The sequence below is a fragment of the Alcaligenes sp. HNGD-HTN06 genome (genome assembly GCF_049932565.1).
In the GTDB taxonomy this organism is placed as follows: Bacteria; Pseudomonadota; Gammaproteobacteria; order Burkholderiales; family Burkholderiaceae_B; genus Alcaligenes; species Alcaligenes ammonioxydans.
Window position 1 is genome coordinate 1,495,278 of the sequence record NZ_CP187782.1, and the last position, 21,193, is coordinate 1,516,470.

The 21,193-nt window shown below is 57.8% G+C and carries 14 protein-coding genes; 11 read left to right on the forward strand and 3 right to left on the reverse strand.

Going from position 1 to position 21,193, the window contains the following annotated elements:
* Positions 1 to 68 precede the first annotated feature (68 nt).
* Positions 69 to 1,793 (reverse strand): single-stranded-DNA-specific exonuclease RecJ, encoded by a 1,725-nt coding sequence (gene recJ / locus ACOZ42_RS06815; protein ID WP_059317743.1) that lies wholly within the window; start codon positions 1,791 to 1,793, stop codon positions 69 to 71.
* Positions 1,775 to 2,722: a hypothetical protein gene (locus tag ACOZ42_RS06820; RefSeq protein ID WP_059317742.1), complete on the reverse strand. Its 948-nt coding sequence runs from the start codon at positions 2,720 to 2,722 to the stop codon at positions 1,775 to 1,777. The genes recJ and ACOZ42_RS06820 overlap by 19 nt, the downstream gene beginning before the upstream one ends.
* A 42-nt stretch (positions 2,723 to 2,764) precedes the next feature.
* Here ACOZ42_RS06820 and ACOZ42_RS06825 point away from each other — a divergent pair, with 42 nt between their 5' ends.
* The 9 genes from ACOZ42_RS06825 (at position 2,765) to guaB (ending at position 16,622) form a co-directional block, all read left to right on the forward strand.
* Positions 2,765 to 4,039 carry a lipoprotein-releasing ABC transporter permease subunit gene (locus tag ACOZ42_RS06825; protein WP_003801355.1) on the forward strand — a complete coding sequence of 425 codons (1,275 nt, stop codon included), beginning with the start codon at positions 2,765 to 2,767 and terminating at the stop codon, positions 4,037 to 4,039.
* Positions 4,032 to 4,745 (forward strand): ABC transporter ATP-binding protein, encoded by a 714-nt coding sequence (locus ACOZ42_RS06830; RefSeq protein ID WP_003801352.1) that lies wholly within the window; start codon positions 4,032 to 4,034, stop codon positions 4,743 to 4,745. The genes ACOZ42_RS06825 and ACOZ42_RS06830 overlap by 8 nt, the downstream gene beginning before the upstream one ends.
* Before the next feature lie 75 nt (positions 4,746 to 4,820).
* Positions 4,821 to 5,654, forward strand: a complete 834-nt coding sequence (locus ACOZ42_RS06835; RefSeq protein WP_426345713.1) for a TatD family hydrolase — start codon at positions 4,821 to 4,823, stop codon at positions 5,652 to 5,654.
* Positions 5,655 to 5,878: 224 nt separating this feature from the next.
* Positions 5,879 to 8,344 carry a DNA internalization-related competence protein ComEC/Rec2 gene (locus ACOZ42_RS06840; RefSeq protein ID WP_426345841.1) on the forward strand — a complete coding sequence of 822 codons (2,466 nt, stop codon included), beginning with the start codon at positions 5,879 to 5,881 and terminating at the stop codon, positions 8,342 to 8,344.
* A gap of 120 nt (positions 8,345 to 8,464) precedes the next feature.
* The gene (locus ACOZ42_RS06845; RefSeq protein WP_003801346.1) at positions 8,465 to 9,361 is read left to right on the forward strand and encodes an alpha/beta fold hydrolase; all 897 of its coding nucleotides are present in this window, start codon (positions 8,465 to 8,467) and stop codon (positions 9,359 to 9,361) included.
* 6 nt (positions 9,362 to 9,367) lie between these two features.
* Entirely contained in the window at positions 9,368 to 10,216 is an 849-nt protein-coding gene (locus tag ACOZ42_RS06850) for a PHP domain-containing protein (RefSeq protein ID WP_426345714.1), read from the forward strand.
* Between the two features lie 17 nt (positions 10,217 to 10,233).
* On the forward strand, positions 10,234 to 10,827 hold the full coding sequence (gene greB, locus ACOZ42_RS06855; protein WP_003801341.1) for a transcription elongation factor GreB: 594 nt from the start codon (positions 10,234 to 10,236) through the stop codon (positions 10,825 to 10,827).
* Positions 10,828 to 11,057: 230 nt separating this feature from the next.
* Positions 11,058 to 15,119, forward strand: coding sequence for a phosphoribosylformylglycinamidine synthase (purL, locus tag ACOZ42_RS06860; RefSeq protein ID WP_426345715.1), 4,062 nt, complete (start codon positions 11,058 to 11,060; stop codon positions 15,117 to 15,119).
* 42 nt (positions 15,120 to 15,161) lie between these two features.
* Complete coding sequence (guaB, locus tag ACOZ42_RS06865) at positions 15,162 to 16,622, forward strand: IMP dehydrogenase (RefSeq protein WP_131071577.1); 1,461 nt, start codon at positions 15,162 to 15,164, stop codon at positions 16,620 to 16,622.
* A 229-nt stretch (positions 16,623 to 16,851) separates the two neighbouring features.
* Here guaB and ACOZ42_RS06870 read toward each other — a convergent pair whose 3' ends face one another.
* Positions 16,852 to 17,742, reverse strand: coding sequence for an alpha/beta fold hydrolase (locus ACOZ42_RS06870; RefSeq protein ID WP_003801336.1), 891 nt, complete (start codon positions 17,740 to 17,742; stop codon positions 16,852 to 16,854).
* A 161-nt stretch (positions 17,743 to 17,903) separates the two neighbouring features.
* On the opposite strand from ACOZ42_RS06870, the gene guaA reads away from it, so the two are divergent.
* Together guaA and ACOZ42_RS06880 are read left to right on the forward strand one after the other, a co-directional pair.
* Positions 17,904 to 19,490 carry a glutamine-hydrolyzing GMP synthase gene (guaA, locus tag ACOZ42_RS06875; RefSeq protein WP_003801334.1) on the forward strand — a complete coding sequence of 529 codons (1,587 nt, stop codon included), beginning with the start codon at positions 17,904 to 17,906 and terminating at the stop codon, positions 19,488 to 19,490.
* Between the two features lie 305 nt (positions 19,491 to 19,795).
* A complete protein-coding gene (locus ACOZ42_RS06880) occupies positions 19,796 to 20,995 on the forward strand; it encodes a tyrosine-type recombinase/integrase (protein ID WP_426345716.1) in 1,200 nt (399 codons plus the stop codon).
* Positions 20,996 to 21,193 lie beyond the last annotated feature (198 nt).

Below are 21,193 nucleotides of genomic sequence, written 5' to 3' on the forward strand. Positions count from 1 at the left end.
TATCCCTGTGCGGCGATAATCAAGGGATAGCGAACGTTAATGGGGTGCGGGCAGGGGATTGGGTTTGGTCAGCCCGCTGGGTTGATGGGGCAGTCCTGAGCGAATTCAATAATGAATTGCACACTGACATTGCCATTCCATTCGTTTTGATCCAGGCGATAAGCGGCTTCGATATGCTCGGGCAGCAAGGCGTCACGATTGAACCAGATGGCATCGAAGTATTCGCCGTTACGCTCCAGGTTCAGTTTCAAATGCTTGTTTTTCAGCAGGCGCTGCTGGCGAACAAAGAACCGGTCGCGGAATACGGGTGCTGGGAAACCTGCCCCCCAGACTTGTTTTTGCAGCATTCCAGCCACCGTGATATTGATGTGCTCAGGCTCCAGGGAGCCGTCTGTTTCAATGACGGGGTCAAATTGGAAGCGACCAGTGAGCTCTTGCACGGCCTCATCAAAAGCCTGCACAAAGACATCGTAATTGTCCTCTTCAATCGTCAGCCCGGCTGCCATGGCGTGGCCGCCAAACTTCAGAATCAGGCCAGGATAGCGTTTAGAGACCAGATCCAGTGCATCGCGCAGATGAACGTCGGGAATGGAGCGGCCTGAGCCTTTGATTTCGCCTTCATCACCTTGGGCGAAAGCCAGGGTCGGGCGCCAGTACTTTTCTTTCAGGCGGGAGGCCACCAGACCCACCACGCCCTGGTGCCATTCAGGATGATAAACGCAGACCGTGGCGCTGGTCTCCGGCTCGGCCAGTTCAGCTGCACGCAGTGCCTCTTCGCGCATGGTTTGCTCAATCGATCGACGATCCTGATTCATCTCCTCCAGTTCGCGAGCTAAATGGGCGGCCTCGTCTTCATCGTCCGTAATCAGGCAGCGTATCCCCAAGGCCATGTCGGCCAGTCGACCCGCGGCATTGATACGTGGGCCCAAGGCAAAACCCAGATCGAAAGCACTGGCCTGGCGGGGGTCACGACCGGCCACCTGGAATAGCGCCCGTAGTCCCACTTGCATTTGGCCTTTGCGCATGCGCTCCAGCCCCTGGGTGACAATCAGGCGATTGTTGGCATCGAGACTAACCACGTCGGCCACCGTACCCAACGCCACCAGATCGGCCAGCTCGTTCAGGCGTGGGCCACCATTGGCGTCAAGAACGCCGCGTTGACGCAGCTCGGCACGCAAGGCCAGCATCAGGTAAAAAATGACCCCGACGCCGGCCAGGTTTTTGGAGGGAAAGGCGCAGCCGGGCTGGTTGGGATTCACAATTGCCAACGCGTCGGGCAACTCATCGCCCGGTAAGTGGTGATCGGTGATCAGCACCTTCATTCCTGCCTGATGGGCAGCCTCGACGCCCTCAATACTGGCAATGCCGTTATCGACGGTGATGAGCAGATCCGGCTTGCCCGAGGGGTGTTGCTCGGCCAGTTCGACGACCGCTGGGGACAGGCCGTAGCCGGTTTCAAAGCGGTTGGGAACCAGAAAGTCCACAATGGCTCCCATGCTGCGCAGGGCGCGCAGGCCTACGGCGCAGGCCGTGGCACCATCACAATCGTAGTCGGCGATGATCAACATGCGATCACGACGGGCAATGGCATCGGCCAGCAGGGCAGCGGCCTCACGGGCCTGTGTCAGCATGGCAGGTGGAATCAGATTGCGCCAGGCTGGATCAATCTGCGCGGCGTCTGTCACTCCTCGGGAGGCCAGCAAGCGGGCCATTAAATCGTGAATTCCGGCCTGTTTCAGGGCTTGGCTGGCGGCTTCTTGGACGGGACGGGTTTTCAGGATAGGGGTGACCACCACTGACTCCAGTTAGAGTGTTGTTTGAACAGGGAAAAAGGCCAGATACGGCGCGCCGCGGGACCGACGTGAGCGTAGCGGTCCAGTCCGGTCAACACCAGCTCTGGCATGGGCCCTGTGAGCAAGGGGGCAAGCAGGGTGCGATCCAATTGGGCCAGTTGTTCAAGCCAAAGCCCCCAGTCTTGCCGTATCAAGCTGTCATGCAAATCATCCACTAGATGCAAGTCCCCAGGTTCGCGGCCTAACTGCTGGCAGGACGCCCCACCAAATAGCCACAAGCTGTTGACACTGGGTAAACCTGCCTGTTCGCGCTGCCGATTGTCGGGCAGGGCAAAGGCCAGCATCTGAAATTCATTGATCAGACGACGCCAGGGGCGGGTTTGCACATCTTGAGTCCACCAATTGTTCAAATTGCTTTGACTGACCAGTTCTGTTGAGGCCGCTTGCACCGTAAAATCAGCCGGTGGTGTGACGCGCCACCATTCGGGGCTGAGATACTCGAATTGAAAGCCAGTGTCGTCCAGGTACGGAGCAATGGCCTGCAACAAGGCTCGGCTGTAGGATTCGGACAAGGCCAATTGGTCGGCGGGGATCAGCATGGCGCCCTCGCGTGACGGGGCAATGTGTACCAGTTCGGCCAGCCAGACAGGCTGATCCGGTGCTACCGAGTGGATTTGTTTCAACTGACGTAGCCGCAAAGGGGCCAGACCTGCGCTAAGATGCTGGGCTTGGTCCCCCGTAAAACCGTGGGCCTGCAACAGCCAGGATTGTGCGGGTGTACACAGGTCCGTCGCTGGGTCGCGTACCGACAGGGTGCCTGTGCCCTGAGTCAGTAGTTGAATCAGCGCAGGGGCCTTCTGGGGCAAGTGTTTAATGAGTTCGCGCGCGATGGCCGGTTCCGGCAGCGCGCCGTTGATTACGATCTGCATGACAGCGATTGTAGTGTTTTCTTTGAGGCGATAGCAGCTCGCATGGGATACGAATTTTGGATTGGGGCGCGGTATGCCGGTCTGGCCAAAGGCCGCAAACGGCGTGGCGGACACAAAGACCGCTTTGTGTCCTTTATTGCGGGCAGTTCAATGGCGGGGATTGCCCTGGGCGTGGCCGCGCTGATTGTTGTGCTCTCCGTGATGAATGGTTTTCAGACTCAGGTGCGTGATCGCATGCTCTCAGTCTTGCCGCATATTGAACTGATTGTGCGCAATGCCGATCATCAGCAGGTCTTGAACGAATGGAACGCTCTGGCGCAAAAAGCCCAGACCAATCCCGCTGTGGTGGGGTCCGCTCCGTATGTTGCGGGGCAGGGTATGTTGGTGCGCAGCAACCAGCTGATGGGGGTGCAGGTGCGCGGGATTGAGCCCGAACAAGAGAGCAAGGTGTCCGAGTTGGCCCAGCAAATGGTCATGGGCCGACTGGAGAATTTGCAACCGGGCACCTTCGGTATTGTGCTGGGTGAGCAGTTGGCCAATCAGTTGCGAGTCAGCACTGGCGACACGGTGATGTTGATGGCTCCGCAAGGCTCGATATCGCCGGCGGGGTTTTCACCGCGCATGCGTCAGTTTACCGTCACCGGTGTGTTCTCCTCGGGCTATTACGAGTACGACGCCAGTCTGGCGTTTGTGAACGTGGAAGATGCCTCGAAGATCTTTCGTGACAGCGGCAACAGCGGCGTGCGTCTGCGTATCAAAGACATGCAGCAAGCCCCTTTGGTGGGACAGGAATTGGCCAGCGCCATGCCGCGTAATGTGCTGGTGTCGGACTGGACCGCCAATAACCGTACCTGGTTTGCAGCTGTTCAAACTGAAAAGCGCATGATGTTTCTAATTCTGGCGCTGATTGTGGCCGTTGCTGCCTTTAACTTGCTGTCGTCGCTGGTTATGGCTGTCAAGGATAAACAGTCGGATATTGCGATTTTGCGCACCATTGGCGCCACGCCTAGCGAGATTGCTCGCATTTTTCTGGTGCAGGGGTCGCTGATCGGGGTGGTGGGTACCCTGTTGGGTGTGGGGCTGGGCACGCTGATTGCCTACAATATCGACGTGATCGTGCCCTTTATTGAAAACCTGATGGGTCGTAAATTCCTGCCCCAGCAGATTTATTTCATTAGTGAACTGCCATCCAATCCGCAGGTTTACGATATTGTGCTGATTGCCATCGTTTCCCTGGTGTTGTCTTTCCTGGCCACGCTGTACCCCAGCTGGCGTGCCTCCAAGCTCCAACCTGCACAGGTGCTGCGTCATGACTGATCTTATCGCTCCCACCGTGTTGCGCGCCCGCGATGTCAGTGTTCAGTACGAAGAAGGCGGCAACACCATCCACGTACTTTCGGGTGTGAATCTGGAAGTATGCCGTGGTGAGATGGTGGCCATTATCGGGGCTTCCGGTTCGGGGAAAAGTACCTTGCTGCATGCTCTGGGTCTGCTGGATAAACCGAATTCAGGCAGTATCGAGGTCAACGGCACGCAGACGGAAAGCCTGAATGAAGGCGAGCGCAGCCAGTTGCGCAACAAGGTGCTGGGTTTTGTCTACCAGTTTCATCATTTGCTGCCTGAGTTTGATGCTTTGGACAATGTGGCCATGCCTTTGATCGTGCGACGCATGAAGCGCAAAGAAGCCCGCGAGCAGGCTCAGCAGATTTTGGAGCAGGTGGGTTTGTCGCAGCGTGTGCATCACTATCCGGGCCAGTTGTCCGGGGGGGAGCGTCAACGGGTCGCTCTGGCGCGCGCCCTGGTGACACGACCAGCCTGTGTGCTGGCGGACGAGCCCACGGGCAATCTGGATCGCTATACCGCCGAAGGCATGTTCGAGCTGTTGAGCCGGGTCAATGAGGAGTTTGGCACAGCGTTTGTGATCGTCACCCATGATCAGGCTCTGGCCTCCTTGGCGCATCGTCAGTTGCTGATGGACAAGGGGTATTTGACCCAGGAAATCAGAGCCAATCGACCGTCCTGACACCCGGCCGGACGCGATGTGGCCCAGTGTATCTGCTCTTTGCTGACCTGAAGGGGCTATTGTCGGAATTCTGTAATGCTTATCGACACACATTGTCATCTGGATGCTCCTGAATTTGACCGGGACCGTGAGCAAGTCATGGCGCGCGCCCGCGCAGCCGGTGTGCAGTCGATTGTGGTTCCGTCGGTCGCCGTGTTTGATTTTCAGACGGCTCGCGAGACCGCCTTGGCAGCGGCCGGTGGTGTGTATGCGCTGGGTATTCATCCATTGTTTACACCGGGAGCAGGGGTAACGGACCTGCAGGCCTTGGAGCGGGAAATCCAGTTGCGGCTGCCTGATCCTCGTCTAGTCGCTTTGGGCGAGATCGGTCTGGATTACTTTGTACCCGAATTGAAAACCGACGAGGCCAGCCGTCATCAGGAATGTCTGTTTGACGCCCAGTTGGGCCTGGCGCAACGCTATGGTTTGCCTGTCCTTCTACATGTTCGCCGCTCCCAGGATCGCGTGCTGAAATATCTGCGCCAATATCCCGCAGTCGGCGGGATTGCCCATGCTTTTAATGGTAGCGAACAGCAAGCGCAGATGTTTGTGCGCCAGGGCTATGCCTTGGGTTTCGGTGGGGCCATGACATTTGGCCGCGCCAAACAGATTCGCCGTTTGGCGCAGGCGTTGAGTCTGGCTGATATGGTGCTGGAGACCGATGCTCCAGATCTGGCCCCGTCCTGGCTGGTGGAGCCCGGGACTGCCTTGGCGTCGGTTCGTAACGAACCGGCACAGGTGTATGGGGTGGCCGACAGTCTGGCGCAGTTGCGGGGGCTTAATGTGGCAGATGTGATTGCGCAGACTGGAGCCACGGCCCGCCGAGTTTTGCCTCGCCTGGATGCATTTCTGTCGAGCCAGGGACAGTGAATGCGCTTGAGCGATCAGGGTGCGACTGTCTTTTCCCATAACGGTTTTCGCCCTGTCATGTCGCGCCTCTTCTTGACCCGGTTTTGACGGGTTGATGGACGGTTGCGGGAAAGATTCGTAGGTACAAGCCGAGGTGAGCAAAGTTGTTTGCCGTAACGGTCTGATGGTGCCTGGACTCCTAAGCTACAGATTTGGCTTGGGGGCGATATGGCAGTACAGAACGCATGATAGGGCGGGCATGTCTGGCTGCCTTTGTGGCTGCTGCAACATTTACCCATTTTCTGGCACCGTCTTATTTAGGGTATTCAGTCTGGTGCTGGCTGGGTGCAGCGCTGCTGTGCCTGGTGCTAGTCCCACGGTTTCCCGTGAGCTACGTCCTGGTGTTTGCCTTCTTGGGGGCCGGCTACAGCGTTTGGCACATACAGGATCGACTCAGCCAGTCTGTCCTTGCGGAAGATACCAATAAAGTCAGTCGTGTCGAGTTGGAAATCCTTTCTTTAGTGCAGGCAGGACCCAGCCACAGGCAGTTTCAAGCACGGGTTTTGCGCTCCCAGCCGCCGGGTTTGCCAGAGCATATCCTGGTGCGCTGGAACGCAGCCCAACGGTACTCTTTGTATCGAGAGCCCCCTGGCCATCACTTCCCGGAGCTGATGCCTGGCCAGCGTTGGCGGATGTCTCTCTTAGTACGACCCCCGCAAGGAGCACGTAACCCCCACGGTTTCGATGCAGAGCGTCATGCGATCACTCAAGGCTGGCGGGCTGTTGGCAGTGTGCGGGGTCAGCCGCAACCCCTGGCTTTTGATCCGGCTGATTCCTGGCATACGTGGACTGAGCGCGTGCGTCATCATCTTCGCAAGCTCTTGCTGCCTTATGTGCAGGAGCGGCGCTGGGGCGGGGTGATGTTGGCGTTGTCCTTGGGGGATCAAGCCAGCATCGCTGCGCCGGACTGGCTGATTTTCAATCGCAGCGGGCTGACTCATTTAGTGTCCATCAGTGGCACGCACGTTACCTTTCTGGCTGTGCTTCTAGCCGGTCTGGTGTCCTGGTGCTGGCGACGTGTCCGCTGGGGACGCTGGGTACTGGCTGAGCAGATTCCGGCTCAGCTCGCTGCTACCTGGGTAGGGATTGCGGGGGCGGGGGTGTATTGCCTTATAGCAGGCTGGGGGGTGCCAGCCCAACGTACGTTCTTGATGTTGCTGGTGGTGGGCCTGTGTCGTGTCCGGGGTTTGCATTTGGGCGCGGGCCGAACCTTGCTGCTTGCGGCATGGGTCGTGGTGTTGCACGACCCCTGGGTGGGGCTGACGACCGGGTTTTATTTGTCCTTTGGGGCGGTATCGGTTCTGTTCGCTTTTGCTCAGCTCATGGGACAGGTGCCGCCAGCTGGGGCGTGGTGGCAGCGTTGGGGACGCAGAATGGGGTTTGCCGCCTGGCTGCAGATTCTGATTACCCTGGCCTTGTTGCCCGCCGTGGCTCCCTTGTTCCACGAGGTATCTCTGGCTTCCTTGCCCGCCAATGCGTACGCCATCACCTTGATCGGTTCGATTGTCACGCCCTTGGTGCTGCTGTTATTGATCCTGGTCGCACTCCAGGCACCGTCGGCCTGGTGTGAGTCCCTCGCTTATCTCGCTCATGCCGCGCTGGACTTCACGATGCAGCCCACGGTATGGCTGGCTGAGCGCCACCTGGCGAGCGTTCCGGTGCCTGCGCAACACTGGGCCTGGACTGTGCTGGCTTTGCTGGGGGTCTTGCTTCTGCTCTTGCCCCGAGGGTTTGTGTCCCGCTTGAGCGGCTTGTCGCTGTTGATCCCCGCTCTGGCGATTCGCCCCTCTTTACTTCAGGAAGGGGACTGGGATTTATTTGCGCTGGATGTCGGCCAGGGCAGTGCCGTAGTCTTGCGTACCCGCAGTCAGGTGTTGGTATTTGACGTGGGAAACCGTTATGGCCCTGATTCGGACGAGGGCAAACGCAGCATCGCCCCTTGGCTCAAAGCAGCAGGGATAGGGCAGATAGATACCTTGGTGCTGTCCCATGCCGATATGGATCATGTGGGCGGGACGCGCAGCGTCTTGCAGGCCGCCCCGGTCAGTCGGTCATACAGTAGCTTTGATCTGGACCTGCATGTGAGTCGGGAGGAGCGCCTGTTGGGCGTTGCGACGGGCTCCACTCCGCGCCCAGAGCAGATCCGGCGCTGCGAACAGGATGTCAGTTGGGAAGTGGATGGCGTGCGTTTTCGCTTCTGGTGGCCGCCGGCTGAGCCGAGCAGTGACAAGGCTGCCTCCGGTCGCGAGGAGGACAAGAATGCCGTCAGCTGCGTGCTGGAGGTTCAAGGTGCCCGACACAGCGCTTTGCTGTTAGGCGATGCCGGTGTCGCGCAGGAGCAAGCCATTGTGGCGGCTGGCGTGGGGCCCATTGATGTGGTTGTGGTCGGCCACCATGGGTCCCGGACTTCCTCGGGGGCTCATTTTGTCAAACAGATGCAGGCGGGGCTGGCGATTGCCCAACTAGGGTGGTGGAATCGTTTCGGCCACCCCCATGCCCTGGTGCAGGCTCGTTGGGAGCGATCAGGAGCTTTGTTTCTGCGTACCGATCAGTGGGGGGCGTTGACGGTGGAGTCACGTCCGTCAGCCTTGTATTACTTTGGCGAGCGTGACCGCTACGCCCGCTACTGGCAATCGTCCCCACCGCCCTGAGCGGGGACATAAACGGCAGGGTAAAGCCGTCAGCCTGGGCTACAATAGCCCTTTATCTGTCAAATTCTTGTCCGAGCGTTCATGACAACTGATCTACAGGAGCCGCGCCTCAATTGGGTTATGTGTGCCAGTGCCGCAGGCACGCATCGCATGGCGTACTGGGAGTGGGGCGATCCCGATAACGATCAGGTCCTGATGTGCGTACACGGGCTGACGCGTACAGGCCGGGATTTTGACCTGCTGGCTCAGCGGCTGTCCAGCCGCTATCGCGTCATTGCTCCTGACGTGGTGGGACGAGGTCGCTCGGACTGGCTGATTGACCCCGCCGCCTATGCCATCCCGCAATACGTGGCTGACATGCTCGTGTTGATCGCCCGCGTGAAGCCGGCACGGCTGGATTGGGTCGGTACCTCCATGGGGGGCTTGATTGCGCTGGGCTTGCAAGGCGCGCAAGCCATGTCGGCCTTGCTGCGACCCACACGCCCCGGCCCAGGCTTGGCATCAGCGCCTTTGCAACTGCCTTTGGGGCGGGTGGTGCTCAACGACGTAGGGCCGGCGCTGAATCTGACAGGTCTGCAGCGCATCAGCGAATACGTGGGCCAAGCCGTTCAGTTTGAGACTTTCGAGCAGGCGGTGGACTATGTGCGGTCTGTCTCGGCCTCGTTTGGGGAACACTCCGCCGAAGAATGGGCACAGATGTCCCGTTACGTGTTTGTGGAGCATGAAGGAAAGTGGCGTCGTCATTATGACTTGCGCTTGTCACAAGCCTTTGCCCAGCAGGCGGATGTGGACTTGGAAGCAGCGCAGGCTTTGCTCTGGGGGGCTTATGAGGGTTTGCCAGACAAGGTTCTGATTATGCGCGGTCAGGAGTCTGATCTGCTGAAACCAGAGGTGGCGCAGGAAATGTTGCAGCGCAATCCGAATTCCCAACTGGTGACCATCCCCAAGGTGGGGCATGCGCCCATGCTGCGCAATGCCGAGCAGATCAACCACATCGATTACTTTCTTGCTGGATAGCCCCTTATGAGTGTTCAGGCCTGCCTGCCCGTTGATCTGCATTGCCATTCCATTTATTCAGATGGGGTGCTCAGCCCCGCAGAACTTGCTGAGCGTGCGCATGCTAACGGTGTGAAGCTGTGGGCCCTGACAGATCATGACGAAATCGGTGGCCTCAAGCAGGCCCGGCACCATGCCGAGCGGTTGGGAATGGGGTTTGTTGACGGGGTGGAAATCTCCGTTACCTGGGCGAACAAAACCATCCATATTGTGGGTTTGGGTGTGAACCCGGACCACGAGCCGCTGCACCAGGCCTTGCAGGACGTGCGTGCTGGTCGTGGACAGCGCGCCCGGCAAATGGGCGAGCGTCTGGCGGAGCTGGGGTTTCCTGACGCGTACGAAGGCGCAGTGCCCTTTGCAGCCAACCCGGAGTTGATCAGCCGAACGCACTTTGCGCGCTTTTTGGTGCAGCAAGGATATTGTGCCGATATGAACGAAGCCTTTCGTCGTTACCTGGCTGATGGTAAACCTGCTGCGGTCGAAACCGTGTGGGCCAGTCTGGAGGAAGCGGTAGGCTGGATACGCGAGTCGGGTGGTAAGGCCATTATTGCTCACCCGGGACGTTATGAGCTGGACGACACCCGCAGTCATGCTTTGTATAGCCAGTTTCTGGAATTGGGGGGCGTCGGGATTGAAGTGTTGACGGGCAGTCACTCTACTCAGGAATACAGTGTGTATACCCAGGTGGCGCGCAGTTATGGTTTTGAAGTGTCTTGCGGGTCGGATTTTCATGGCCCCCGTGAAGGGCGGATTGATTTGGGCGGTTTGCCGCCTTTGCCTTCGGGGTTGAAGCCTGTCTGGCATGAGTGGCTGTAGCAGGAGCAATCAAAACGATGAATAAAGCCTTTGTAAAAGAGTCCGATCAGGACGATGACGACGATCTGGACACGCCGGCTAGCGCGCTGCCTAGCGGCACCAAAAACTATATGACGGTTCTGGGCTATCGCCGTTTGCGCAGCGAATTGAGCCATCTAATGAACAAAGAACGCCCCGAAGTCGTACAGATCGTCTCCTGGGCCGCCTCCAATGGCGATCGTTCAGAAAACGGCGATTACCTGTACGGTAAGAAACGCCTGCGTGAAATTGACCGTCGCATCCGTTTTTTGACTAAACGTCTGGAAATTGCGGAAGTGGTCGACCCCGGCTTGCAGCCGAACCCGGATCAGGTGTTTTTTGGTGCAACTGTGGTGTACAGCGACAGCCAAGGTGAAGAGTTCACCATCACGATTGTGGGAGTGGACGAGGCCGAGCCTTTGCAAGGGCGTATCAGCTGGATTTCACCGGTTGCCCGTGCTCTGATTAAAGCGCGTGAAGGCGATACGGTTGTGTTGCGTACCCCGGCCGGCAAGGAAGAGCTGGATATTCTGAGCGTGTCCTACCCTGAACCTGCCCCCGCCCCGGATCTGGATGGAGACAGCCCGATTTGAATCCCGTGCCTGGCCCGTACTGGAGATTGCGGGGCGCCAATCGCTCCGGTCCCTCAAGACGTCCTGTCGCGCTTGCCGGGGTGATCGTGTCTGCAACCCTGGTCGCGAGCCCGTTGTTGGATCTGAATTTTCCTTTTTGTGCACGCCATTTAGTGATGTGACCTCTTGTGTCGCTTCCGGTTAAAATGGCGTGTTTTCTATTTCTCCCACTTTTTTGCCCCTCCCGTATCGTGAGCCAAATCCTGTACTTTCCCGGTTCGTCCGTGCTCTCCGCATTTCGTCGTGAGCGTTTGCTAGAGCGTATCGAGCAGCGTCAACTGCCAGTTGCCGACATTCTTGCCTTGCATGAATACTACGTCTGGACTGAAGAGTCCGGTCTGGATGCCAGTGCCCGTCAGCACCTGAGCGATCTGCTGGACGATGGTCTGCCTGCGCTGGACCCGCAGCCGCCCAAGGGCGCTTTGGTGCTGCGCGTTGTGCCTCGACTGGGCACCGTGTCGCCCTGGGCCAGTAAAGCGACTGATATCGCCCACAACTGTGGTTTGCAGGCCGTCCGTCGTATTGAACGCGGTGTGCGCTACATCATTACTCCCAAGCGTGGATTGTTAGGCGCTAAAGAGCTGGATCAGGCGCAGCTGGAGCAAATGGCTGACTTGCTGCACGATCGCATGACCGAGACGGTAGTGGGTCTGGATTTTGACGGACAGGCCTTGTTTACCCAACTGGAGGGCAAGCCGATCCAGACCGTGGATATTCTGGGCGGTGGCGTGGCAACCTTGAAACAGGCCAACGAGCAAATGGGTCTGGCGCTGTCCGAAGATGAAATTGAATACCTGATGGAGGCCTTCACACGTCTGGGTCGTAACCCGCACGATGTGGAGCTGATGATGTTCGCCCAAGCCAATAGCGAACACTGCCGTCACAAGATTTTTAACGCACAGTGGGTAATTGACGGTCAAAGCCAGGGTAAGACCTTGTTTGGCATGATTCGTGAAACCCATGCTGCTCAGCCTGAAAACACCGTGGTGGCTTATGCCGATAATGCCGCCATCATGACGGGCGGTCCAGCCACTCTGTTTCACGCCGGTATCAACGATCAGGCCAACGAGCCCGTGTATCAGCGTCACGAAGCGCTGGTTCACACGTTGATGAAGGTGGAAACGCACAACCATCCCACCGCGATTGCTCCATTTCCTGGCGCATCGACGGGTGCCGGTGGCGAGATTCGTGACGAAGGCGCAACCGGCCGTGGCTCCAAGCCCAAAGCGGGTTTGACCGGCTTTACCGTGTCCAATCTGTGCTTTCCTGAACAAATGGAACCTTGGGAAAAAGACTCCCACGGTATTCCTGACCGTATCGCTAGCCCGCTGGACATCATGATTGAAGGCCCGATTGGTGGTGCTGCCTTCAATAACGAATTTGGTCGTCCCAATCTGCTGGGTTACTTCCGTACCTTTGAACAAACGGCTGGCGATCAGCGCTGGGGCTATCACAAGCCCATCATGATTGCCGGTGGTCTGGGCTCGATTGACGATCGCCTGACTCACAAAGATCCTCTGCCAGTGGGCGCCTTGCTGATTCAGCTGGGTGGTCCCGGCATGCGTATTGGTATGGGTGGTGGCGCTGCGTCCAGTATGGGCGTGGGTGCCAACCGTGCTGAGCTGGATTTTGACTCCGTGCAGCGTGGCAACCCGGAAATGGAGCGTCGTGCCCAGGAAGTGATTGACCGCTGCTGGCAACAGGGCGAGAACAATCCCATTATTGCTATCCACGACGTGGGGGCGGGTGGTTTGTCCAATGCCTTCCCAGAGCTGGTCAACGATGCCGAGCGTGGCGCCATTTTTGAACTGACGCGCGTTCCTTTGGAAGAATCGGGTCTGTCGCCCGCCGAAATCTGGTCCAACGAATCGCAGGAGCGGTACGTCCTGGCTATTTTGCCCAAGGACTTGCCGCGTTTCGAGCGCATCGCTCAGCGCGAGCGTTGCCCCTTTGCCGTCGTGGGTGTGGCTACCGAAGAGCGCCAGTTGCGTGTGACGTTCGGTGAGGGTCTGCCTGGTGTGGACGACGTGCATACCCCCAAGAGCATCGAGGAGCGTCCTGTAGACGTGCCTATGGACGTGATTCTGGGCAAGGCGCCACGTATGGAGCGTGACGTCAAACGTCTGCAAGGGGTGGCTGAGCCGCTGGACCTGACGGAAATCCCCTTGGTCGATGCCATGCATCGGGTGCTGCGTCATCCCACCGTGGCCAACAAGACTTTCCTGATCAGCATTGGTGACCGTAGCGTGGGTGGCTTGTGCAGTCGCGATCAGATGGTTGGCCCATGGCAAGTGCCCGTGGCTGACTGCGCCGTAACCTTGGCTGACTTTGAAGGTGTGCGTGGCGAAGCCATGTCCATGGGCGAGCGTAGCCCTAGCGCCATGATCGACGCTGCTGCCTCCGGCCGTATGGCCGTGGCTGAAGCCCTGACCAACCTGGTCGCCAGCGATGTGCGTGACCTGAAAGACGTCAAGCTGTCTGCCAACTGGATGGCGGCGTGCGGTGTAGACGGCCAGGATGCTGCCTTGTTTGACACGGTTCAGGCCGTCAGCCAGTGGTGCCAAAGCCTGGGTCTGTCCATCCCGGTGGGCAAGGACTCGCTGTCCATGCGCACCAGCTGGGAGCAGGACGGCGAATCCCGTCAGGTGATTTCTCCGGTTTCTCTGGTTGTGACTGCGTTTGCCCAAGTGGCCGATGTGCGTCGCACGCTCACCCCTCAATTGCAAACCAAAGCGGGTGATACTGCCTTGATCCTGATTGACCTGGGGCAGGGCAAGCAGCGCATGGGCGCCTCCGTTCTGGCTCATGCCTTCAATCAGGTCGGACAGTCCGTCCCCGATATGCAGGATGCCCAGGCCATGCTGTCGTTTGTGAAGGTGATCCGTCAGTTGGCCGATCAGGATCTGATCCTGGCCTACCACGATCGATCCGATGGCGGTCTGGCTGCCACCGTGGCTGAAATGGCGTTTGCCGGGCATACCGGCGTGTCCGTGAATCTGGACATGTTGACTATTGACCCACACGCCGCGGACTGGGGGGATTACAAGATCCGCGCCGAGCAAGTTGCCGTACAGCGGGATGAACTTACCTTGCGCGCTCTGTTCAATGAAGAGGCCGGTGCTGTGATTCAAGTACCGCTGGCCCAGCGCGACCGGGTTATGCAAACTCTGCGTGAGGCAGGCTTGTCGGCTCACTCCCACGTCATTGGGGGTCTGAATAAAAACGATCAGATCGAGTTCTACCGTGATGGCGCCTGCATTTATCAGGCACCTCGGGTTGAGCTGGCCCAACAGTGGAGCGAAGTCAGCCGCCGTATCATGGAGCGGCGTGACAATCCCGCTTGCGCCCAGGCTGAATTCGAACGCTGGCAGGATGTGGAAGATCCCGGTATCAGCCCGCGTGTTCTGTTCAATCCGCAGGAAGACATTGCCGCTCCTTTCATCGCTACCGGTAAGCGCCCCCGCGTTGCCATCTTGCGCGAACAGGGTTGCAACAGCCAGGTCGAAATGGCCTGGGCCTTTGACACAGCCGGGTTCGAGGCCGTGGACGTACACATGACCGACTTGCTGTCGGGCCGCGCATCGCTCGAAGGCATGCAGGGCATGGTGGCTGTAGGTGGCTTCAGTTATGGGGACGTGCTGGGCGCCGGTGAAGGCTGGGCCAAAACCATTCGTTTCAACAGTCAGTTGTCCGATCAGTTCGCGGCGTTCTTTGGACGTAGCGATACCTTTGGTTTGGGTATTTGTAATGGTTGTCAGATGATGGCCGCCCTGGCTCCCATGATCCCAGGCGCAGAATTCTGGCCGCGCTTTACCCGTAACCAGTCGGAAAAATACGAAGCGCGTTTCTCCAGTGTGGAAATTGCTGCGTCGCCGTCCCTGTTTTTCAAGGGCATGGAAGGCACCCGCTTGCCGGTTGCCGTGGCTCATGGTGAAGGCTTTGCCAACTTCCAGCGTCAGGGCGATGCGTCCAAGGTCGCCGCTGCGGTTCACTTCGTGGATCATCGTGGTCAGCGTACCGAGCAGTACCCGCTGAATCCCAACGGCAGCCCCGACGGCTTGACGGGTGTGACCACGGCAGATGGCCGCTTTACCATCATGATGCCGCACCCGGAACGCGTGACCCGCAACGTCATGATGTCCTGGACGCCAGCGCAGTGGGGCGCAGCTGATCAGGGGGCTGATCAAATGGCAAATGGTGGATTTACTCCCTGGATGCGGATGTTTCGCAACGCTCGGGTCTGGATTGCGTAATTGCTTACGCGTATAATCGATTTTTGGACGGAGTTATAAAGCATGCGTCTCATCAAGAAAGCACTGACCTTCGACGATGTGTTGTTGGTTCCCGCTTACTCCGAGGTTCTGCCTCGCGATACATCCTTGCTCACCCGCTTTACGCGGGACATCACCCTGAATATTCCGCTGGTTTCGGCTGCCATGGACACGGTTACCGAAGCGCGTCTGGCTATTGCCATGGCACAGGAAGGCGGTATCGGGATCATCCACAAAAACCTGACAGCCGATGCCCAGGCGCGTGAAGTCGCACGTGTGAAGCGTCACGAGTTCGGTATTGTGATTGACCCGGTCACGGTCACGCCCACCATGAAGGTGCGCGATGCCATCAATCTGCAGCGCCAGCACGGTATTTCCGGTCTGCCTGTGGTGGAAGCCGGTAAATTGGTGGGTATTGTCACCAACCGCGATCTGCGCTTTGAAGACCGCCTGGATCTGCCTTTGCGCGATGTCATGACGCCCCAGGAGCGTCTGATCACCATGCACGAAGGTGCCACGCTGGATGAGGCCCAGGCCTTGATGCACCGTCACCGCCTGGAGCGCGTGCTGATTGTGAACGATCAGTTCCAGCTGCGTGGTCTTGCCACTGTCAAAGATATTGTCAAGAACACCGAGCATCCACTGGCCAGCAAAGACAGCCACGGTCAGCTGCGCGTTGGCGCTGCAGTTGGTGTAGGTGACGGTACTGAAGAACGTGTCGAGAAACTGGCCGCAGCCGGTGTGGACGTAGTGGTGGTGGATACGGCCCACGGTCACTCCCGTGGTGTTATCGAGCGCGTTCGCTGGGTCAAGAAGAATTTCCCGCGCATTCAGGTCATTGGCGGCAATATTGCCACGGCGGAAGCGGCCCGTGCGCTGGTCGAAGCGGGTGCAGATTGCGTCAAGGTCGGGATCGGCCCAGGCTCTATTTGCACGACGCGTATCGTGGCCGGTGTGGGTGTGCCGCAAATTACCGCGATTGCGGATGTCGCCAAGGCCTTGGAAGGTACGGGCGTGCCGCTGATTGCTGACGGTGGTATCCGCTTCTCGGGCGATGTGTCCAAGGCCCTGGCTGCGGGTGCGTCTGCCTGCATGATGGGTGGCATGTTTGCCGGTACCGAGGAGTCTCCTGGTGAAGTAGTGCTGTTCCAGGGCCGTTCGTACAAGTCCTACCGTGGTATGGGTAGCTTGGGCGCCATGGTTGATGGTTCAGCGGACCGCTATTTCCAGGACCCTTCCAATAACGCAGACAAGCTGGTCCCAGAAGGTATTGAAGGCCGTGTGCCCTACAAGGGCAGTGTCATCGCCATTATTTACCAATTGGTGGGCGGCATTCGTGCTTCCATGGGCTACTGCGGTTGCAAATCCATCGAGGAATTGCATGCCAAGGCCGAGTTCGTGGAAATTACGGCTGCGGGTGTACGTGAGTCTCATGTGCACGATGTGCAGATCACCAAAGAGGCGCCAAACTACCGCGCCGACTGATCGTAGTCAGTCTCTTGCATGCCAAAAAACGCCAACCTGTGGGTTGGCGTTTTTTTTTGCCATGCCGCTTTCCTGTCTGACCGTAGTGGGCGGCCGCCTGTATGGATCAGGATGGGAACGTGGCGGGCGAGGTTTTTCGCTGCATGGAGGCCTTCCTCTGCGGATGGCACGGGCAAATGCGTCTTTGCGAACTTTATCGACCTGATGTCCCGGCGTTCCCGCAGGCTGACTAGTCGGCGATTTCCACGAGCAAGCGACTTAGCAAATCGGGATGGGTGATAGCCGCACTATGCCCGGTTTCCAACTCCCTAAATTCCCAGTCCTTTTGCTGGCGGGCCCACTCGCGCGAGGTGTCTACTGCTCGAAACACCGGCTGCGTGCAGGAAATATAAGTGCAGGGGCGGGAGTTACCGATGACCGGGTTTTGCAATACTAAAGCTGATCTGTAAACGCTCAGGGGTTGTGGAGTCAGGCGATTGCCGACAAAGCGCAGATCCTCTGTGGCATGCAGTCCCAATGCATGCAGGGGAGGAGGGGGGACAGCGGGAATCGTGCTTTGGCCGGCCGAGGCGATCATGCTCTCCACCATTTTTTCAGGCAGGGTATCAAACGTGCTGGTGCCGCTAGGCAGAATAAAGGCATCCAGATAAATCAGATGACGTATGCAACGTGGCATGACGTCGGCCACGCCGCTGATCACCAGGCCTGCAAAGCTGTGGCCAACCAGCACGACATTGGACAGATCTTCCCAGCGTATCAAATTGGCGACATCATCCACAAAGGTATTCAGGGTGATGTCCGGACCCAGTAAATGACTGCGCTCGCCCAGGCCCGTCAAGGTGGGGGTGTAGACTTTGTGTCCTTTGGCCTGGAGCCGCTCAGCCAGCCGGGACCAGCACCAGCCACCGTGCCAGGCGCCGTGAACCAGTACAAATGTCAGGCTGCCCGATACCTCGTCGGTATCTTGCTGGCATTCGTAGGCAAAGCCACGCGAACGTTCGTCAGCAGCACCAGAGGCGGGAATATAGCTGCCCCCGCTTTGCTGTGGACCGGCCTGTGCAGGTCGGGATTCATGGTGTTCATTGAGCTCGTTTGAATGAGGGGTACGACTCGAAGACATGCTGAAACTCCCAAAATGGCTGCATGTACTGTAGCTGCCTTGCCGCATGAATGCCAGTGATGCAGGACAATTTCGGCCTGGAGTATTTCTACGGCTCCCTAAGCGGCGCTACACAGCGTAAAATAGACCCTTTACCGCTTTATTATTGGCTCGATACTTTCATGCACCAGCGAATTCTGATTCTTGATTACGGCTCCCAGGTCACCCAACTTATTGCGCGCCGCGTGCGCGAAGCTGGTGCTTACTGTGAAATTCATCCCGGTGATGTCAGCGATGAATTTATCCGCTCCCAAGAAGGCCTGAAAGGGATTATTTTGTCGGGCAGCCATGCGTCAGTCTACGCCGACGACGCTTTGCAAGTTCCCGCTGCGGTTTTTGAAGCAGGCGTTCCCGTTCTGGGCATTTGCTACGGCATGCAAGCCATGGCCCGCCAATTGGGCGGCGTTACCGAAGGCTCCGACAAGCGCGAATTTGGCTATGCTGAAGTGCGCGCCCACGGCCACACCAAGTTGCTCGATGGTATCCAGGACTTCGCTACGGCAGAAGGCCACGGCATGCTCAAAGTCTGGATGAGCCACGGCGATAAAGTCACCGCCTTGCCTCCCGGCTTCAAGTTGATGGCTTCCACGCCTACTTGCCCCATCGCCGGCATGGCTGATGAAGATCGTGGCTTCTACGCGGTTCAGTTCCACCCTGAGGTTACCCATACTGTGCAAGGCGCTGCCTTGTTCCAACGTTTTGTGCGCGATATCTGTGGCTGCGTGGGCGACTGGAACATGCCGGACTACGTGGAAGAGGCCATTGCCAATATTCGCGAACAAGTCGGCGACGAGGAAGTGATTCTGGCCCTGTCCGGCGGGGTGGACTCCTCGGTTGCTGCCGCTTTGATCCACCAGGCGATTGGCGACAAGCTGACCTGCGTATTCGTGGACCACGGCCTGCTGCGTCTGAACGAAGCCGAGCAAGTCATGCGCACCTTCGCCGACAATATGGGTTTGAAAATCATCCATATCGACGCGTCCGATCGCTTCCTGGGCAAACTGGCCGGTGTTACTGATCCAGAAGCCAAGCGCAAGATCATTGGCCGCGAATTCGTAGAGATCTTCCAGGAAGAAGCTGCCAAGCTCAGCAATGCTCGCTGGCTGGCACAGGGCACGATTTACCCAGACGTTATCGAATCGGCTGCGGCCAAGTCGGGCAAGGCTACGGGCATCAAGTCTCACCATAACGTAGGTGGCCTGCCAGAAACGCTGAACCTGAAGCTGCTGGAGCCTCTGCGCGAACTGTTCAAAGACGAAGTGCGCAAACTGGGCGTGGCCTTGGGCCTGCCACCTGCCATGGTCTATCGTCACCCCTTCCCAGGCCCAGGCTTGGGTGTGCGCATCCTGGGTGAAATCAAGCGTGAATACGCAGACCTGCTGCGCCAAGCTGATGCAATCTTCATCGAAGAACTGCGTAATACGGTTGACGAAGAAACTGGCAAAAATTGGTACGACCTGACTTCCCAGGCATTTACCGTCTTTCTGCCCGTAAAGAGCGTCGGCGTGATGGGCGATGCACGTACTTACGAGTACGTGGTTGCCATGCGTGCTGTACAGACGACCGACTTCATGACGGCGGACTGGGCTGAACTGCCTTACTCGCTGCTCAAGCGTACTTCGGGTCGCATCATCAACGAAGTGCGCGGCATTAACCGTGTGACGTATGACGTCAGCAGCAAGCCGCCAGCGACGATTGAGTGGGAATGATTCCACGTCTGGCAAAGTCAGGCACCTGACGGCATAAAATGCTCTGAAGCCCGCGTAACTGCGGGCTTTTTTGTATTTTTTTCTGGCAGGGTCTGGCAACGAGAGGAAGCGCCAAGCACCGCTTGAGCATGGCATTAAAGCTGGTACTATCGGCTGGCGATACCATGGCAGATGCCGATACCATGCTGAAGTTTTTTGCGAGAGCATGGTATTAAAAATTAATAACCTATTGTTTTATATGGAAAAATAGCGCGTTTCTTCGGTGTTTTTCAGCATGGTATCAAAATTGAGAAAGGAGAAGGACAATGCTGACTGATACCAAGCTGCGCAACCTCAAGCCTCGGGACAAGCTCTACAAGGTGAATGATCGGGATGGTCTTTATGTGGCCGTGACACCAGCCGGTTCGATCTCCTTTCGTTATAACTACTCAATCAACGGTCGGCAGGAGACCATCACCTTTGGCCGCTATGGTGTCGGCGGCATCACCTTGGCCGAAGCCCGCGAACAGTTGAATGACGCCAAGAAGATGGTCGCGGCTGGCAAGTCGCCGGCCAAGGAGAAGGCCCGTGACAAGGCGCGAGTGAAAGATGCGGAGACGTTTGGTGCCTGGGCGGAAAAGTGGCTGCGTGGTTACCAGATGGCCGACTCCACCCGCGATATGCGCCGTTCGGTCTATGAGCGCGAGCTGAAGCCGAAATTTTCCAATCAGAAGCTAGCCGAAATTACCCATGAGGACTTGCGGGCGCTGACCGATACCATCGTTGACCGGGGCGCACCAGCCACCGCCGTTCATGTGCGGGAAATCGTATTAAACGTGTATCGTTGGGCAATCGAACGCGGCCAGAAGGTTGAGAATCCGGCAACCTTGGTGCGTGCAGCATCCATCGCCCGGTTCGAGCCGCGTGACCGTGCGTTGACGCCAGAAGAAATCGGGCTGATGTATCGGTACATGGAGCGGGTGGGAACAAGTCCGACAAATCGTGCGGCGGCCAAGCTGTTGCTCCTTACGATGGTACGGAAAAGCGAGCTGACTAATGCGACCTGGAGCGAGATCAATTTCAGCGAAGCGCTATGGACTATTCCAAAGGAGCGCATGAAGCGCCGTAACCCGCACATGGTATTCCTCTCCCGGCAGGCGCTGGATATTTTCATTGCCCTGAAAACCTTTGCCGGAGGTTCCGACTTCGTTTTGCCATCACGGTACGACTCGGATGCGCCGATGAGCGCGGCCACGCTCAACCAGGTGCTTACCCTGACTTACAAAGCGGCGCAGAAAGACGGGAAGTCGCTAGCCAAGTTCGGGCCGCATGACTTGCGGCGCACAGCCAGCACGCTGTTGCATGAGGCCGGCTACAACACCGACTGGATCGAGAAGTGCTTAGCACATGAGCAGAAGGGCGTCAGGGCTGTATACAACAAGGCTGAATACCGTGAGCAACGTGCGGCGATGCTACAGGATTGGGCGGATATGATTGATGAATGGACTTGCGGAAATGCACGCTGATTTTTTCTCTGAATTCGAAGGTAATTGGTACATGGCGTTAGACACGATTGAGGCGAGTTTTCAGTTACAGCTTTCGGCCACGACCTACACTCGAATTTCCTGACTGAACGGCAAGAATAGGCTGATGTTAGTCGTTCACGACCCATCTCGTGAATGACCGCTTCATTGGGGGCTGGCTAGGCTTCGTTTCAGAGCAGC